This window comes from Lapillicoccus jejuensis (assembly GCF_006715055.1).
Classification (GTDB): Bacteria; Actinomycetota; Actinomycetes; order Actinomycetales; family Dermatophilaceae; genus Lapillicoccus; species Lapillicoccus jejuensis.
In genome coordinates, this window is record NZ_VFMN01000001.1 from 3,160,879 (window position 1) to 3,177,812 (window position 16,934).

Consider the following 16,934-nt stretch of genomic DNA (forward strand, 5'->3'; position numbering starts at 1 on the left):
CGTGTCGTGCGGGCCCGCCGAGCACCAGCGGCGGACCAGGACCAGGATACGACGACCCTCGAACATGTCGTCCGACGTCGGATGACAGGAACGTGCCATCCCGCGTGCGGACGCCCGGCTCAGGGCTGCGTCGCGGCCTGCGGGACGTCGTCGCCGGAGGCCTCGGCGTCGAAGCCGCAGGCGTCGATCCGCCACAGCGTGTAGCGACCCTCCTGCGCGACGCGCGTGAAGCCGGGGGTCGCCGCGGTGATCCGGCTGATCCCCAGCGTGCGGTCGTCGAGGCTGAGCCAGTAGCGGACCGACCCGGTGATGGCGTAGCGCACGCCCAGCCGCCGGGCGGAGTCGCACACCGCGGGGTCGCTCGTCGCCTGGTCGAGCCGCTCGGCGACGACCTGCCGGTCGGGGTCCGGGTCGAGCAGCAGCGAGGTGAAGAGCAGCTTGCGCCCGTGCAGCGCGTAGAGCAGGCCGCTGCCGTTGGCGGGCACGTCGGCGACGACGGCGTCCGGCGGGATGACGCTGGCCAGCCGGGCGAGCTGCGCGTCCTCGGCCGGCAGCAGCAGCGTGTGGTCGGCCTCGGGCGGGTGGTAGTAGCGGTGCACGAGCTCGGAGGTCTCGGTGTGCGCCAGCGCGCCGGTGGCCGCGACGAGCAGCACGAGCACGCCGGTGGTCGCCGTCGTGCGGCGCAGCCGGGCCGGTGACCCCCACGACGCCGTACGGCGACCCGTGGCCGCGGTGGGCGCCCCGCCACCGGCGGGCGGCCGCGCCGGCCCGGGCGGTCCGACCGCGGCGAGGGCGCGGGCCACCAGCCGGGCGAGCCAGGCCAGGGCGACCGTGACGAGCAGGACGGTCGGCACCGCGGCGAGCGAGGCGAGTCGGACCTTGTCGTTGTACCAGTAGCCGGTGAGCAGGACCCCGAGCGCCGTCCGGCTCGTGGCGGCGAGGACGAAGAGCAGCACGCAGAAGGCCCAGACGGCGACGAGCCAGCGCAGCCGCCGCATCCGCGAGCAGACGAGCAGCCCGACGAGGGTGAGCAGGGCGAGGGGGAACTGCGGGTGCACCTGCAGCCCGAGCAGCGTCACCTCCTGCAGCGCCGTCGTCACGGGGACCCCGCCCGACCAGTCGTAGCTCTGCGTGTCGGCGACCTGGCGCGAGAGGCGGGGGACGAGCAGCAGCCCGGCCACGGCGACGACGGCCAGGGCCGCGGCGCCGCCGAGGGCGCGGCGCCGTACGGGCCCGGTGGTGCTCGTGCCCCGCACGAGGAGCGAGGCGAGGACGCCGACCCCGACGAGCATGACGAGCGAGACGAAGGCGTTGGGGTGGGCCAGGAGCAGTCCGGGCAGGGCCAGCAGGGTGGCCGCGGTCAGCCCGGTCCGGTCGACGGTGACCGCCCCCGTGCCCGGCCCGCGCACGACCCGGGTGACGATGAACGCCGGGCCGAGCACCCCGGGCAGGATCGCCGTCCCGAGCAGGTTGGGCCACAGCACGCCCCAACCCATCAGCACGAAGGGGAACGTCGTCAGCGCGGCGGACGCGAGGCCGGCGCCGAGCAGGACGACCGGGCGGCGGCCGAGGGTCTGGCGGGCGAGCGCGACGCACCCCAGCGGCCAGAACACCGCGGCGGCGGTGACGGCGGTGACGTTGCCGAGCCCGATGATGCCGGTGCCGGGCAGCAGGATCTGCGCGGTGCCGGCCAGGTCGTGGAACCCGCTGGGGTAGCTGCTCGGCGGGCCGATCGAGGAGAACGACCCGCTGTCGAGGAAGGCGCGCAGCCGGTTGAGGTGGGCGACGACGTCGGTGGAGTCGACGAGCTCGTCCGGGGAGCCGATGGCCGGCAGCACCGCCCACAGCGTCGCCGCCGACCCGAGCACCACCGCCACCGCGGCGGTCGCCAGCGTCGCGGTCCCGTCGCGGCGCGCCTTGGGCGGGCGCGGACGACGGGCGGCCTGCCACCACAGCCGCAGGCACAGCCCGAGGAACCACGCGAGGACGACGAAGGCCGCGGCCCCCGCCGCGAACGCGCCGCGCGACCAGGTCACCCCCCAGAACCGCGCGAGGACCGGCGCCACGCCGAGCACGGTGAGCCCGAGGGCCGGCGCGAGGCCCCAGGCGACGAGCCCGCGCAGGCGCAGGGCGTAGGCCATGAGCAGGCCCGGGACGAGGGTGATGGCGACCAGGACGCCGAAGAGCGGCGCCACCGGCCACCACGCATGCATGGGCTGACCCTAACCGCCGGGGGAGGGACGATTTCCGGGGTGCACCCGGCACGCCGTACGATGTCCCTACGGCAACCGGGCTCCTCCTGCGAGGGAGGTGGACGGGGGCCGAATTCGCGCGTCAACTCCGACTGACGAGGCCCCGCCTCCGAAGCCGGCGCGCACCGTGGAGGTCCGTCCGGCTCGGCCGGGCGGCTGTGGTGCGTCGTGACGCCAGGCAGGGACCCGCCGACGTGGCGTGGTCCCGACGTCAACCACCACCCCTAGGGAAGGACCTCGGCATGGCCGTCGTCACCATGCGCCAGCTCCTCGAGAGCGGCGTCCACTTCGGGCACCAGACCCGTCGCTGGAACCCCAAGATGAAGCGCTTCATCATGACGGAGCGCAACGGCATCTACATCATCGACCTGCAGCAGTCGCTGACGTACATCAACAACGCCTTCGAGTTCGTCAAGGAGACCGTCGCCCACGGCGGCACCATCCTCTTCGTCGGCACGAAGAAGCAGGCCCAGGAGCCGATCGCCGAGCAGGCGACGCGCGTCGGGATGCCGTACGTCAACCACCGCTGGCTCGGTGGCATGCTCACCAACTTCCAGACGATCTCCAAGCGCCTCACGCGCCTCAAGGAGCTCGAGGAGATCGACTTCGACGACGTCGCCGGCTCGGGCCGCACGAAGAAGGAGCTCCTCATCCTCCAGCGCGAGAAGGACAAGCTGGAGAAGACCCTCGGTGGCATCCGCACGATGGCCCGCGTGCCCTCGGCCGTGTGGATCGTCGACACCAAGAAGGAGCACCTCGCCGTCGACGAGGCGCGCAAGCTGGGCGTCCCGGTCATCGCGATCCTCGACACCAACTGCGACCCCGACGAGGTCGACTACAAGATCCCGGGCAACGACGACGCGATCCGCTCCGTCACGCTGCTGACCCGCGTCGTCGCCGACGCCGTCGCCGAGGGCCTCGTGGCCCGCGCCGGTGGCGGCTCGTCCGAGACCGGTGCCGAGGAGCCCCTCGCCGAGTGGGAGCGCGAGCTGTACGCCGACGCCGCCGCCACCGAGGCGCCCGCCACCGAGGCGCCCACCGCCGACGCCGCTCCGGCCGAGGCCGCCGCCGAGGCGCCCACCGCCGAGGAGGCGCCGGCCGCCGAGGCCCCCGTGGCCGAGGACCAGACCAGCAACGCCTGAGCCGAAGAGAAGCGAGAACAGACACTGATGGCGAACTACACCGCCGCTGACATCAAGGCGCTCCGGGAGAAGACCGGCGCCGGCATGCTCGACGTCAAGAAGGCCCTCGACGAGGCCGACGGCGACCAGGCCAAGGCCATCGAGGTCCTGCGCATCAAGGGCCTCAAGGGCGTGAGCAAGCGCGAGGGCCGCACGACCTCCAACGGTCTGGTCGTCGCCAAGGCCGAGGGCGGCGTCGGCACCCTCGTCGAGATCCTCTGCGAGACCGACTTCGTCGCGAAGTCGGCCCCGTTCGTGGCGCTGTCCGACCAGGTCCTCGCCCAGGCCGTGGCCGTCAAGGCCGCGTCCGCCGAGGAGCTGCTCGCCAGCACCCTCGAGGACGGCCGCACCGTCCAGGAGCTGCTCGACGAGGCCAACGCCACCATCGGCGAGAAGATCGAGATCAAGCGCGTCGCCCGCCTCGAGGCGCCGACCGTCGTCTCGTACCTGCACAAGACCAACCCCGACCTGCCCGCGCAGATCGGTGTCCTCGTCGCCACCCAGGGTGGGGACGAGCAGGTCGCCCGCGACGTCGCCATGCACGTCGCCGCGTTCAGCCCCACGGTCCTGCACCGCGACGAGGTCCCGGCCGAGACGGTCGAGAACGAGCGTCGCGTCGCCGAGGCCACGGCGAAGGAGGAGGGCAAGCCGGAGGCCGCCCTGCCGAAGATCGTCGAGGGTCGTGTCAACGGCTTCTTCAAGGAGAACGTCCTGCTCGAGCAGGCCTTCGCCAAGGACCAGAAGAAGTCCGTCGCGCAGGTGCTCAAGGAGGCCGGCTGCGAGGCGAGCGGGTTCGTCCGCTTCCGCGTCGGCGCCTGAGGCTCCACAGCACGTCGTACGACAGGACGCCGGTCGCCCCACGGGGTGGCCGGCGTCCTTCGTCGTCCCTCCCGTACGGCGGACTGCTGCGGGGAGGTGACGTCGACGTCCCTCCCGTACGGCGGACTGCTGCGGGGAGGTGACGTCGACGTCCCTCCCGTACGGCGGACTGCTGCGCAGGGGTGATGTCCCGCGTCCGCAGCAGTTCGGGTCGGGGAGGGACGTCGAGGTCTCGTTCCCGCAGCAGTCCGGGTCGGGGAGGGACGTCGACGTCCCGTCCCCGCAGCAGTCCGGTCAGGTGCGCGCCGTGACCGGCGGCAGCGTGCTCCACGGGAAGTTGATCCAGCGGTCGGTGCGGCGCCAGACGTAGTCGCACCTCACGAGCGAGCGCGGCTTCTCGTAGATCACGGCGGTGCGGACCTCGCCGACCCGGCCGGCGACGAACTCCTGCACCGAGAGCAGCGTCGCGCCGGTGTCGGCGACGTCGTCGGCGACGAGGACCTTGGCGTCGGCGAGGTCGACGAAGTCGGGCACCGGCGGCAGGATCCGCGGCATCTCGAGGCGCTGGTCCACCCCGGTGTAGAACTCGACGTTCATGACGAACGTGTTCTTGAGGTCCAGCGCGTAGCCCAGCGCGCCGCCGATGAGCAGCCCGCCGCGGGCGATCGACAGGACCATGTCGGGTCGGAACCCGTCGTCGACGACGGCCTGGGCGATGTCGCGGACGGCCTGACCGAACAGCTCGTAGGTGAGGACCTCGCGGTCCGCGGCGTCGGTGGCCTCGCTCGTGCTCATGACCGCGACTCTAGGGCGGTGGTCGGTTCCCGGTCACCCACTGCACCGGCAGAGTTCGCCTCCGCGTCACCGTCCTCGCAGGGTCCTTCGACCTTCGGGGGGTCGGATGGGCGGCGCGCCGGGCCAGGGCGGCGCACCCGACTCCCACCCGACCGATCGAGAGGTCATCATGCGCAGCACCACCCTCCGCGGGCTCTCCGCGGCCACCGGCGCGCTCGTCGCCGGCGCGCTCGCCGTGCCCGCGGCCAGCGCCGGCCCGTCGCACCGCCCCGCACCCGGCGCCCACCGCCCGCAGCAGCACGTCCTGCTGCTCTCGGTGGACGGCCTGCACCAGAGCGACCTGTCCTGGTACGCCGCGACCCACCCCACGTCCGCGTTCGCCTCCCTGCTGCGCGGCGGCGTCGACTACGACCGGGCCTCGACGCCCGCGCCGTCGGACTCCTTCCCCGGCATGGTCGGACAGGTGACCGGCGGGAACCCGCGCTCGACCGGCATCTACTACGACGTCACGTGGAACCGCGCGCTGCTGTCCGCCGGGACGACGCAGTGCACCGGGGTCGCCCCCGGCGCCCCGGTCGCGTACGACGAGTCGGTCGACAAGGACCCGAGCCGGCTCGACGCCGGGCAGGGCCTCGCCGGGCTGCCGGCGTCCATCCTCTCGATGACCGTCCAGCCCCGCGACGTCATCGACACCGCCGAGCTGCCCGTCGACCCCGCGACCTGCACGCCGGTGCTGCCCCACCAGTACCTCGAGGTCAACACCCTCTTCGAGGTCGCCCACCGGGCCGGCCTGCGCACCGCCTGGTCCGACAAGCACGCGGCCTACGAGATCCTCGACGGCCCCTCCGGGCACGGCGTCGACGACTTCTTCACCCCGGAGATCAACTCCGACGCGCCCGCCGGCGGCGACTGGACGACCGACAACGCCGCCACGCAGCAGTACGACGCCTACAAGGTAAAGGCCGTGCTCAACGAGATCGACGGCTACGACCACTCGCGCACGAGCAAGGTCGGCACCCCCGCCGTCTTCGGCATGAACTTCCAGTCGGTCTCGACCGCCCAGAAGCTGCCGACCTCCGGCGGCCGGGCGGGCGGCTACCTGCCCGGCGGCACCGTCCCGGGACCGGTCCTGTCGTCGGCCCTCTCCTTCGTCGACGCGTCGGTGGGCTCGATGGTCCGGCAGCTGCGCGGGGACGGTCTCGCGTCGAGCACGACGATCGTCCTGTCCGCCAAGCACGGTCAGTCGCCCACCGACCCGACCGCGTTGACCCGCATCGACGACGGCGCGATCATCGACGCGATCAACGCCGACTGGGCCGTGTCGCACCCGAGCGAGACCCGGCTGGTGACCTTCTCCGCCGACGACGACAGCATGCTGCTGTGGCTGAGTGACCGGTCGCCGGCCGCCACCCGCTTCGTCCAGCAGTGGCTGCTCAGCCACCCCGCCACCGGCAGCACCATCTCGCTGACCAGTCGGACGGTGCCCGCCTCGGGTCTGACGAAGGTCTACGCCGGCGCCGACGCGGCGTCGTACTACGGGGTGTCGGTGGACGAGCCGCGTCACCCCGACGTCGTCGGCGTCGCGCAGGACGGCGTCGTCTACACCGGCGGCACGAAGAAGATCGCCGAGCACGGCGGGATGAACGCGCAGGACCGGCACGTCCCGATCGTCGTCGCCCGCGCCTCGTCCGTCGGTCTCGGGAGCTCGCGCGGCTCGGTGGTCGCGAGCCCGGTCGAGACGACCCAGATCGCCCCGACGATCCTCGCCCTCCTCGGCCTCGACCCGCGCGCCCTGCAGGCCGTGCGGCTCGAGCACACCGCGGTGCTGCCCGGCGCGCTGCGCTGAGCCGGCCGCGCGGCGGGCCCCCTCCACCCCGGGTGGACGGGGGCCCGTCGCCGGTGTTGACTCGGGAGCGGTCGGGGGACCACGACGAGAGGGACACCATGGAGTACCGCCGCCTCGGACGGCTCGGCCACGAGAGCAGCGTGCTGCTGTACGGCGCCGCGGCCCTGTCCGGTGTCGACCAGCAGACCGCCGACCGCTCGGTCCAGGAGGCGCTCGACGCGGGGATCAACCACCTCGACGTCGCGGCGTCGTACGGCGACGCGGAGCTGCGCCTGGGGCCGTGGATCCCGCGGATCCGCGACAAGGTCTTCCTCGCCAGCAAGACCGGCGACCGCACCCGCGACGAGGCGTGGGCGAGCATCAACCGCTCGCTCGAGCGGCTGCAGACCGACCGGCTCGACCTCATCCAGCTGCACGCGGTCGGCGACCTCGAGGAGCTCGACAAGGTGACCGGACCCGGTGGGGCGCTCGAGGCCGCCGTACGGGCGCAGGAGGAGGGCCTCGTCGGCGCGGTCGGCATCACCGGCCACGGCACCCAGGCGGCCGCGACCCACCTCGAGGGGTTGCGGCGCTACCCCTTCGCGACCGTCCTCACCCCGCTCAACCCCGTGCTGTGGCGCGAGGAGTCGTTCCGCGACGCCTGGGCTGCGCTCGTCGACGAGGTGAGGCGCCAGGACGCCGGCCTCATGACGATCAAGACCGTGGCCCGGCGCAACTGGCCGGAGCGCGCGGACGGCGAGCGCCGCGGCGGCTACGACACCTGGTACGAGCCGTACGACGACGCCGGGCGCATCCGCGCCGCGACGTCCTGGGTGCTCGCGCACGAGGAGGTCACCGGCCTCGCGACCGCCGGCGACGTGCGGCTGCTGCACCACCTCGTCGCCGCCGAGGCCGACCGGATGGACCCGGTCGACGCCGAGGCCGCGCTCCAGGACGACGCCGAGTACTCCTCGCCCTTCCTGCACTCCATCTGACCCCTGCTGCGTCCGCACCTCTGTGGCACCGGTGCCCCAGCGGTGCGGACGCAGGGGTCCCCGGGTGGGGCCTAGGTGCGGCTGCGCGACCGCGCGCCCGTGCCGAGCTCGCGCCGGAACCCGTCCGGCACGACGACGTCGTCCGGGGTGAGGTCGTGGATCGACCCGTGCCCGAGCCCGAGCAGGCACGAGTCGACCCCGCGCCGCAGGATGTCGAGGACGTTCTCGACGCCCGGCTGGCCGTTGGCCGCGAGGCCCCACAGGTAGGCGCGGCCGATCATCACCGCGCGGGCGCCGAGGGCGACGGCCTTGACGACGTCGGACCCGCGCCGCACGCCCCCGTCGAGCAGCACCTCGACGTCGTCGCCGACGGCCTCGACGATGCCCGGCAGCAGCCGGATCGTCGCCGGCGTCGTGTCGAGGTTGTTGCCGCCGTGGTTCGACACCGAGATCGCCGTGACCCCGGCGTCGACGGCGCGACGGGCGTCGTCGTGCCGCGAGATGCCCTTGAGCATGAACGGCCCGCCCCAGGTCTCGCGCATCCACGCGATGTCCTCCCACGTGGGCGGCGGGGTGGTCATCCACTCGCCGTACGCGCCGAAGAAGGTCGGCGCCGGGCGCCCGCCGTCGGTGAGGTTGGGGGTCGTGAGGTCGGGCAGCGCGCCGCTGCGCACGTAGTCGAGCAGCCACTTCGGGCGAAGCAGCCCCTCGTGCGCGAACCCGAGCATCGCCTTGAGATCGAGCTTCTCCGGGATCTTCGGGCTGCCCCAGTCACGGCCGTAGGAGAACGTCCAGTCGAGCGTCGCGATGAGCCCCACCGCTCCGGCGGCCCGGGCCCGCGCCATCCGCGCCTCCATCACGTCCCGGGAACCCATCCAGTACAGCTGGAAGAACGTCTGCGGGTTGGCGGCGACGACGTCCTCGACCGACCGGGACGCGAACGACGACAGCCCGATCGCCGTCCCGCGCGCCGCGGCCGCGCGGGCCACGGCGACCTCGCCCTCGGGGTGCACGGCCTGCACGCCGGTCGGCGAGATGATGACCGGGAAGGAGATCGGCTGGCCCATGACCGTCGTCGCCTGGTCCCGCTCGGCCACCAGCCCGGCGACGTGCGGCGCGAACCCCACCTCGCCGAACGCGTTCATGTTGTCCTCGTAGGTCACCCCCTTCTCGGAGCCCGCCAGCAGCGCGCTGTAGACCGACGCGGGCAGGCGGCGTCGGGCACGGCGCTGCGCCTCGGCGACGGTCTCCATCCACAGGTTCTTGGCCATCGGGGGTCCTCTCGGTCGGGCTGTCTCGGTGCTCGAAGAAGCGTGCTCAGGAAGGCTTCGCGTCGGCGTCACGGCGGCGGGTGAACCCGCGCAGGGCCGGCCGCAGCGCCCGTACGGAGCGCCCGCGCCAGGCCCCCGCCCACACCCCGGCGCCGTACGCGAGGTCGTCGAGCCGGCGGGCGACGACGTACCGGACCGGGTCGAGGTCGGCGCCGGTCCGTCGGTGGTCGAGCAGCCCGTCGGCGACCGCGGCGAGGGCCACGGCGCGCCGGGCGCGCCGGCTGACCAGGCAGCCGAGCGCGGCCAGCGGCCAGTAGTGGCGGGTCAGCGCCGCGCTGGTCTGCCAGACGGCGCCGACGAGGCCGACCGCGGTCATCGACGCGGCCGCGGTCCACGGCCGGCCCCCGGGAGGCAGCCGGCGGCGCACCCCGGCGGTCGCGACGACGTACGCCCCGGCGGCCACCGGCAGCGACCACCGCCGCTGCGCGAGCAACGCGACCGCGACGACGGCCGTCCACGGGGTGAGGACCATCGGCGCGACGGCGTCCCCGTGCCGCGCGGCGAGCAGGTCCGCGCTCGTGCCGTAGAACGCCTTGCGCGACAACCAGCCCGAGACCTCCGTGCGGTGCTCGTGGCGGACGACGGCGGCCGGCTCGAAGCGCAGCCGCCAGCCCGCCGACCAGGTCCGCCACACGAGGTCGACGTCCTCGCCGACCTGCAGGCGCTCGTCGAACCCGTCGCCCCAGGCGGCCGCCCGGACGAGCAGGGCGGCGCTCGGCAGGTAGGCGACCTGCCCGTGCGGCCGGACGCCGGCCGGTCGCGCACCGAGGTCGAGCGACGAGCGCACCGCCTCGTAGCGGTGCAGCCACCCGCCGCGACCGCCCTCGTCGGGCAGGCCGAGCACCCGCGGCGCGACGACGGCCACCGCGGGGTCGTCGAGGTGGCGCCGCAGCCGCGCGAGCCACCCGGGGTCGGGGACGACGTCGGAGTCGAGCAGGGCGACGTACGGCGTCGTGGCCTCCGCGGCGCCGGCGTTGCGGGCCGCGGCGGGGCCGCGTCCCGGGTCGAGGCGGACCACGCGGGCGCCCGCCGCCCGGGCGACGGCGCCGGTGCGCCCGTCGACCGACCCGTCGTCGACGACGACGACCGGCAGCCGCGGGGGGAGCGCGGCGAGCAGCCGCGCCAGCGCCTCCGGTCGGTCGCGGACGGGCACGACGACGGTGACGTCGTCGACCGCGGCGTCGTCGGAGGCGTGGTCGGAGGCGTGGTCGGAGGCGTCGTCGCAGGCGTCCCCGGCCGGGTCCGGGTCGGCGAGGTCGCGGTCGAGCAGGAGCCGCGCGAGCGCGGCCGACGCCGCATCGGTGACCGTGACCCGCCTCCCGACGAGCAGCGGCCTGGCGGCCGGGCGCAGCCGCAGGTACCGCCCGGTCGTCGTCCCCAGCAGCGAGGCCCCGTCCTCGCCGACCGCGGTCGTGGCCGACAGGACGACGGCGAACCCGTCGGGCAGCCGGGTGCTCGCCGGCGCCGGCGGGGCGGCCGCCCGCGGCGGCGCGGGGCGCGGTGCGTGACGCAGCAGCATCATCCGGCGAACCCGCCCGTCGCGGTGAGCACGGCGCCGGCGAGCACCGGCCCGGCGGTGCAGGCGTGCACGACGACGCCCGCGACCTCGTCGGGGTCCAGGGCCCGGCCGACGGCCTGGTGCGCGACCAGGGGTGCGACGTCGTCGAGCCCGTAGAGCCGGGCCGTCTCGGCGAGCATGGGGGTGTCGGTCGACCCCGGGCAGACGGCCGCGACGGTGACGCCGGTCCCGGTGACGTCGGCGGCCAGCCCGCGCACCAGCCCGACGACCGCGTGCTTGACGGTGCAGTAGGCGCTGAGGTGGTACAGCCCCTGCAGCCCGGCGGCGGAGGCGACGGCGACGAAGGCCGGGCGCGCCGCCGGGTCGCGGCGCAGCAGCGACGGCAGGCTCGCGTGCGCGGTGCGCCACACGGTGAGCAGGTCCTCGCGCCACAGCCGGTCGAGGACGTCGTCGCCGGTCTCCCACTGCGCGTCGCCGCCGGCGATGACGGCCGCCGCGGCCACGACGCTGGTCAGGTCACCCCGCTCGGACCCCACCCGGGTGACGAGCTCGACCATCGCCGCCCCGTCCGCGGCGTCGGCGACCACGGGGGTGACCCGTCCCGGGTGCGCCGCCGCCACCGCCTCGAGGTCCTCCCGGCGCCCCAGGGGGTACGACGTCCCGCCGTCCTCCCCACGGCAGGTGTCCACCGCGTAGACGTGCCGGCCGGCGGCGGCGAGGCGGGCGGTGACGGCCGCCCCGATCCCGCGAGCGGCGCCGGTGACGATGGCGCTGCCCCCGAGCCCCCCGCCCCCGAGCCCGCCGCTCCCGAGCCCCCCGCCCCCGAGCCCGCCGGCCCCGGGTTCGCTGCTCACGCGGGCACCTCGACCGGCCGCGCCAGCCGGCCGTCGTCGAGGACGTCCAGGGCCCGCAGCTCGTGCACGAGGGTCCGGACGAGGGCGACGTGCAGCGCCCGGCCCTCCTCGGCGCTGGCTCCCGTCGGGTCGCCGAGCACCCCGTTGGCCGACACGGCCCGGACGCCGTCGCGGCGCAGCCGGGGGAGCAGCTGCGCCAGCGGCAGCGTGCACCCGGGCTCGGCGAGCGGTCCGCGGACGGCCCCCGGCATGAGCTCGAGCGCGAGCGAGGTCTCGGTCCGCCCCGCGTGCGCGTCGCCGTCCGGGACGTCGCACACCGTCCACGCGACCGGGCGGCCCTCGTAGCGCAGCAGGGACACCGCCCCGCGCAGCGTCGCGACGTTGCCGCCGTGCCCGTTGACGAAGATCACGCCCTGCGCCCACCGGCAGGCCGACCGGCCGAGCTCGACCAGCACCGCGTGCAGCGCCTCGTGGCCGATGGAGACCGTTCCCGGGAAGCCCTCGTGCTCACCGCTGTTGCCGTAGGACACCGCGGGCGCGACGAGGACCCGCCGGCCCTCGGCGACGAGCGCCGCGGCGGCCGCGCGGGCCACCGTGGTGGCGACGACCGTGTCGGTCGCGAGGGGCAGGTGCGGGCCGTGCTGCTCCACCGACCCGACCGGGACCAGCAGCAGCGCCTCGCCCTCGCCGACGCCCGGCGAGGTCTCGGTGGCCAGGTCCGGGCGCGGGTTCGGGGGGCGCGGGCTCGGGGCGCGGCCGGTCACGGTCAGCCCGGGAACCCGGCCAGCGGGCTCTCGTCGCAGGAGCGGTCGGGCCGCCGGGTCGGCAGGGGGAGCAGGACGGGGGCGTTGCGGACCGGCCCGGTGTGCGAGTGGTCGCCGCTCGGGGCCGGGCGTGCGGCCGCGCTCGGCTCGGCGGCGTGGCCCTTGACGCACTCGGGGTCGGGTCCGTCGAGCGGGAGGCCGGTGAAGAACTTGGCCGCCATGCACCCGCCGCGGCAGGCGTCGTACGCCGAGCAGCGGGTGCAGGCGCCGCCCGTCTGCGGCGAGCGGAGCTCGGTGAAGAGCGGCGAGTGCTTCCAGACCCGGTCGAAGCCGCCGTCGTCGCGCACGTTGCCGGCGAGGAACTGGTCGTGGATGGCGAACGGGCACGCGTAGACGTCGCCGACCGGGTCGACGAGGCACACCACCCGCCCCGCACCGCACAGGTTGAGCCCGGGCAGGGCGTCACCGTACGCGGAGAGGTGGAAGAACGAGTCGCCGGTGAGGACCCGGTCGCCGTGCGCGACGAGCCAGTCGTAGAGCTCGCGCTGCTGCTCGGGCCGCGGGTGCAGGTCCTCCCACACGTCGGCGCCGCGGCCCGAGGGGCGCAGCCGCGTGAGGCGCAGCTGGGCGCCGTACCGCTCGGCGATGGCCTGGAACTCGTCGAGCTGGCCGATGTTGTGCCGGGTGCAGACCACCGACAGCTTGACGTCCTGCATCCCCGCGTCGGAGAGGTGCTCGACGGCGCGCAGCGCCGCGTCGTACGTCCCGCGGCCGCGGACCGCGTCGTTGACCTCCGCGGTCGCGCCGTCGAGCGAGACCTGCACGTCGACGTAGTCGGTCGCGGCGAGGCGGCGCGCGCGCTCGCGGGTGATCCGGAAGCCGTTGGTGGAGAACTTGACCCCGACGTGGTGCTCGACGGCGTGGTCGAGCAGCTCCCAGAAGTCCGGCCGCACCGTCGGCTCGCCGCCGCCGATGTTGACGTAGAAGATCTGCATGCGCTCGAACTCCTCGACGAGCGCCTTGGCCTCGGCCGTGCTGAGCTCGTGCGGGTCCCGCCGCCCGGACGAGCTGAGGCAGTGCACGCAGGCGAGGTTGCACGCGTAGGTCAGCTCCCAGGTCAGGCAGATCGGCGCGTCCAGCCCGCGCTCGAACTGGTCGACCAGGCGGCCGGGACGTGGGCGCTCGACGATGGCGGTCATGCGGGTCTCCTACCGGGTGGGGGTGGGGGCGGGGTCGTGCGCAGGACGCCGTACGACGACGCCGCTGCCGGCGAGGGTGCGCAGCGCGGCGACGTACGCGGGGTGGTCCGGGGCCTCGACCCCGGCCCGCCGCAGGGCGTCGGCGACGGTGGGCTCGCCCTCGAGCCGCCGCACGACGTCCACGAGGGCCGGGGTCTTGAGGAAGCTCAGCCGCCGCGTGTGGAAGTCGTAGGCCAGCGCCCCGAAGGGCTCGGGCCGCAGCGCCACCGACGGGCTGAGCGCCCAGGCCTCGTCGAGCATCGGTGCTCCTTCAGTAGACGCCGCACATGCCGTCGATGGAGACCTCCTCGACGAGGGCCTCGGCCAGGTCGGTCTCGGCGGGCTCCGGCTCGGGGGCGGCGTGGGTCTCCACGGTGGGGGCGGTGGGGGCGGTGGGGGCGAGCGTGTCGGGCATGCGGGTGCCTTCCGGTCGGGGCGCCCCGGGTCCTGCCGACGGCGCCGTCGTGCTGGGTGCGGTCCCCGCTGCTGCGGGGTGCAGCCGACGTTAGGAGCGTCGCCCGTCGCCCTCGCCCCCCGTCCGGGCGCACCTGACCTGCCCATCCGGGCAGGGCCGGGCCCGGAGCGAGCGCGCCCTGCCCGACCGGAGGGGCCGTCCCCCGGCCGGCCGGACCGGCCCGCGCACCCGGCCGCACAGTCTTGCCGGCCGTGTCTTGGGCTCGCAGGTCCCCCGCTCCTAGCGTCCGGTCGTCACCGCCGGCCGCGGCCCGAGCCGGGCGGCACCCGAGGCAGCGTCATCACCACCGCGACAAGGAGGTCGTCCGATGCAGGTCGACGAGTTGCTCAAACCGTTCCCCATCAAGGAGTTCCACCCGTTCCCGCGCGCCCTGATGGGTCCTGGGGCGCACGAGATGATCGGGCCGGAGGCGCTCAAGCTGGGCTTCCGCAAGACCCTCATCATGACCTCGGGCCTGCGCGGGACCGACGTCGTGCACAAGATCGCCGAGTCGATGAAGTACCACGGCCTCGAGGTGGTGATCTACGACAAGGTCGAGTCGAACCCCAAGGACTACAACGTCATGGACGCCGTGTCCATGTACCAGGAGAACGAGTGCGACTCCTTCGTCTCCATCGGCGGCGGGTCCTCGCACGACGCGTGCAAGGGCGCCCGGGTCTCGGTCGCCCACGACGGGCGCAACGTCAACGAGTTCGAGGGCTTCAACATGTCCGAGAACCCGAAGAACCCGCCGCACATCGCGGTCTCGACGACCGCGGGCACAGGGTCGGAGACGTCGTGGGCCTACGTCATCACCGACACGACGACGGACCCGGGCAAGCCGCACAAGTACGTCGCCTTCGACGACGCGTCGGTGACGACGCTCGCCATCGACGACCCGGTGCTCTACTACGACCTGCCGGTCGACTACACCGCCCAGTGCGGGTTCGACGTGCTCGCGCACGCCAGCGAGCCGTACGTCTCCCGGCTCAACTTCGAGCCCTCGCTCGGCAACGCCCTGCGGGCCATCAAGCTCACGGCGGAGAACCTGCGCGAGGCGACGTGGAACGGCCAGGACCTCAAGGGCCGCGAGGGGATGATGTACGCGCAGTACATCGCCGCGCAGGCGTTCAACTCCGGGGGCCTGGGGATCATCCACTCCATCTCGCACGCGGTGTCGGCGTTCTACGACACCCACCACGGGCTCAACAACGCCATCGCCCTGCCCCGCGTCTGGGCCTTCAACATGCCCACGCAGTACAAGCGCTTCGCCGACATGGCGCAGGCCATGGGGGTCGACATCGGGGGGATGACGACCGTGCAGGCGGCGGACGCCGCGCTCGCGGCGGCGATCCGGCTGCTGCGCGACGTGGGCATCACGGAGAAGTTCACCGACGTCACGCAGGACAGCTACTCCAAGAACCGCCTCGGGCAGGGCCCGACCGCGTTCTACGAGAAGGCCAAGGTCATCACCGGCGACCAGGAGGACGTCGACCGGATCACCAACCACGTGCTCGGTGACGCCTGCACACCCGGCAACGCCAAGGAGTGCACCTTCGACACCGTGCGCCCGGTGGTCGAGCACTGCATGAACGGCGACCTGGACGACCTGCTGGGCTGACCGGCCGTCGACCCCGGGGCCGGGGCCACGTGACGTGGCCCCGGCCCGACCTCGGCTCGACCCCATCGAAGGAGCAGCGCGTGACCGACGAGATCGACGACTTCGACGACGTCGAGGACGCCCGCCGCCGTCTCGGCGACGTCGGGTACCTGGCCGACGGCCGTCTCGCGACGACCGTGTTCCTGCAGTCCCGGCTCGGCAAGCCCGTGCTCCTCGAGGGACCGGCGGGGGTCGGCAAGACCCAGCTGGCGCTCAGCCTGGCCCGGGCGACGGGCCGCCGCCTCCTGCGGCTGCAGTGCTACGAGGGCCAGGACGAGACCAAGGCCCTCTACGAGTGGGACTACGGCAAGCAGCTGCTCTACACGCAGATCCTGCGCGAGAAGATCGGCCAGATCGTCGCCGACGCGGCCGACCTGCACGAGTCGGTGGAGCGGATCGGGGCCCAGGAGAGCGTCTTCTTCTCCGAGCGCTTCCTGGCCCCGCGGCCGCTGCTGCAGGCGATCAGCTCGCCGGAGCCGGTGGTGCTGCTCATCGACGAGGTCGACCGGGCCGACGAGGCCCTCGAGGCCGTCCTGCTGGAGTCGCTGGCCGAGTTCCAGGTCTCCATCCCCGAGATCGGCACGGTGACGGCGCGCCACCAGCCCTACGTCGTCCTCACCTCGAACAACACGCGCGACCTGTCCGCCGCCCTCAAGCGGCGCTGCCTGCACCTGTTCCTCGACTACCCCTCGCCGGAGCGCGAGCTGGAGATCCTGCGCAGCAAGGACACCGGTCTGCCGATGGCGCTGGCCGAGCGGCTCGTCGAGGTCGTCCGGGGGCTGCGCGAGCTGGACCTGCGCAAGGCCCCGAGCATCTCCGAGACGATCGACTGGGCCCGCACGCTCTCCGTGCTCGGGGTGTCCGAGCTGTCCGCGCAGGTCCTCGCCGACACCCTCAACGTCGTCGTCAAGTACGAGCGCGACGTGCAGAAGGCCACCGCGGCCCTGCCGCGGCTGGTCGACCCGAACGCGACCGTCCCGGCCGCGCACGGCCACGGCCTTGGCCACGGGCACGGGCACGGGCACGGCGCGGACCACGACCACGGCGGGGACCACGACCACGACCATGACCACGACCACGACGAGCCGGGCGGTGCGGACGGGCGGGCGGTCCGGGCCGCCAAGGACGCGCCGGGTCGTCACGACACCGACTACTACGGCGCCCCCGGGCGAGGGGCCGGCATCGGCCGCCGGCCGGTGTCGCGCGAGCAGGGCGAGCGCTCCTTCACCCGCAAGCGCCCGGTCTGA

General features: G+C 74.2%; 15 protein-coding genes. 6 read left to right on the plus strand and 9 right to left on the minus strand.

The window, feature by feature from the left end:
• Positions 1 to 119: 119 nt before the first annotated feature.
• A complete protein-coding gene (locus tag FB458_RS14720) occupies positions 120 to 2,213 on the minus strand; it encodes a DUF6541 family protein (RefSeq protein WP_141849149.1) in 2,094 nt (697 codons plus the stop codon).
• A 281-nt stretch (positions 2,214 to 2,494) separates the two neighbouring features.
• On the opposite strand from FB458_RS14720, the gene rpsB reads away from it, so the two are divergent.
• Both rpsB and tsf read left to right on the plus strand, forming a co-directional pair.
• Positions 2,495 to 3,394, plus strand: coding sequence for a 30S ribosomal protein S2 (rpsB, locus tag FB458_RS14725; protein WP_141849150.1), 900 nt, complete (start codon positions 2,495 to 2,497; stop codon positions 3,392 to 3,394).
• Positions 3,395 to 3,421: 27 nt separating this feature from the next.
• Complete coding sequence (gene tsf, locus FB458_RS14730; RefSeq protein ID WP_141849151.1) at positions 3,422 to 4,252, plus strand: translation elongation factor Ts; 831 nt, start codon at positions 3,422 to 3,424, stop codon at positions 4,250 to 4,252.
• A gap of 294 nt (positions 4,253 to 4,546) precedes the next feature.
• On the opposite strand, the gene FB458_RS14735 is transcribed toward tsf, so the two are convergent.
• Positions 4,547 to 5,047 (minus strand): phosphoribosyltransferase, encoded by a 501-nt coding sequence (locus tag FB458_RS14735; protein ID WP_141849152.1) that lies wholly within the window; start codon positions 5,045 to 5,047, stop codon positions 4,547 to 4,549.
• A 169-nt stretch (positions 5,048 to 5,216) separates the two neighbouring features.
• Between FB458_RS14735 and FB458_RS14740 the strand changes: the two genes are divergently transcribed.
• Both FB458_RS14740 and FB458_RS14745 read left to right on the plus strand, forming a co-directional pair.
• The gene (locus tag FB458_RS14740) at positions 5,217 to 6,893 is read left to right on the plus strand and encodes an alkaline phosphatase family protein (RefSeq protein ID WP_141849153.1); all 1,677 of its coding nucleotides are present in this window, start codon (positions 5,217 to 5,219) and stop codon (positions 6,891 to 6,893) included.
• A gap of 98 nt (positions 6,894 to 6,991) precedes the next feature.
• On the plus strand, positions 6,992 to 7,867 hold the full coding sequence (locus FB458_RS14745; protein WP_141849154.1) for an aldo/keto reductase: 876 nt from the start codon (positions 6,992 to 6,994) through the stop codon (positions 7,865 to 7,867).
• A 71-nt stretch (positions 7,868 to 7,938) separates the two neighbouring features.
• On the opposite strand, the gene mftD is transcribed toward FB458_RS14745, so the two are convergent.
• Genes mftD through mftA form a run of 7 tightly spaced genes read right to left on the minus strand, consistent with a single transcriptional unit; the run spans position 7,939 to position 13,988 of the window.
• Entirely contained in the window at positions 7,939 to 9,138 is a 1,200-nt protein-coding gene (gene mftD, locus FB458_RS14750) for a pre-mycofactocin synthase MftD (RefSeq protein WP_141849155.1), read from the minus strand.
• A gap of 46 nt (positions 9,139 to 9,184) precedes the next feature.
• Complete coding sequence (gene mftF, locus FB458_RS14755) at positions 9,185 to 10,720, minus strand: mycofactocin biosynthesis glycosyltransferase MftF (RefSeq protein WP_211356053.1); 1,536 nt, start codon at positions 10,718 to 10,720, stop codon at positions 9,185 to 9,187.
• Positions 10,717 to 11,571, minus strand: coding sequence for a mycofactocin-coupled SDR family oxidoreductase (locus FB458_RS14760; RefSeq protein ID WP_141849156.1), 855 nt, complete (start codon positions 11,569 to 11,571; stop codon positions 10,717 to 10,719). The genes mftF and FB458_RS14760 overlap by 4 nt, the downstream gene beginning before the upstream one ends.
• Positions 11,568 to 12,335, minus strand: coding sequence for a mycofactocin biosynthesis peptidyl-dipeptidase MftE (mftE, locus tag FB458_RS14765; RefSeq protein WP_246061253.1), 768 nt, complete (start codon positions 12,333 to 12,335; stop codon positions 11,568 to 11,570). The genes FB458_RS14760 and mftE overlap by 4 nt, the downstream gene beginning before the upstream one ends.
• 2 nt (positions 12,336 to 12,337) lie before the next feature.
• Positions 12,338 to 13,534 (minus strand): mycofactocin radical SAM maturase, encoded by a 1,197-nt coding sequence (gene mftC, locus FB458_RS14770; protein WP_141849157.1) that lies wholly within the window; start codon positions 13,532 to 13,534, stop codon positions 12,338 to 12,340.
• A 9-nt stretch (positions 13,535 to 13,543) separates the two neighbouring features.
• Positions 13,544 to 13,834, minus strand: coding sequence for a mycofactocin biosynthesis chaperone MftB (gene mftB, locus FB458_RS14775; protein WP_141849158.1), 291 nt, complete (start codon positions 13,832 to 13,834; stop codon positions 13,544 to 13,546).
• A gap of 10 nt (positions 13,835 to 13,844) precedes the next feature.
• Positions 13,845 to 13,988: a mycofactocin precursor MftA gene (gene mftA, locus FB458_RS14780; protein WP_141849159.1), complete on the minus strand. Its 144-nt coding sequence runs from the start codon at positions 13,986 to 13,988 to the stop codon at positions 13,845 to 13,847.
• Between the two features lie 367 nt (positions 13,989 to 14,355).
• Between mftA and mdo the strand changes: the two genes are divergently transcribed.
• Both mdo and FB458_RS14790 read left to right on the plus strand, forming a co-directional pair.
• The gene (mdo, locus tag FB458_RS14785) at positions 14,356 to 15,648 is read left to right on the plus strand and encodes an NDMA-dependent methanol dehydrogenase (RefSeq protein ID WP_141849160.1); all 1,293 of its coding nucleotides are present in this window, start codon (positions 14,356 to 14,358) and stop codon (positions 15,646 to 15,648) included.
• 80 nt (positions 15,649 to 15,728) lie between these two features.
• Complete coding sequence (locus tag FB458_RS14790) at positions 15,729 to 16,934, plus strand: AAA family ATPase (RefSeq protein ID WP_246061255.1); 1,206 nt, start codon at positions 15,729 to 15,731, stop codon at positions 16,932 to 16,934.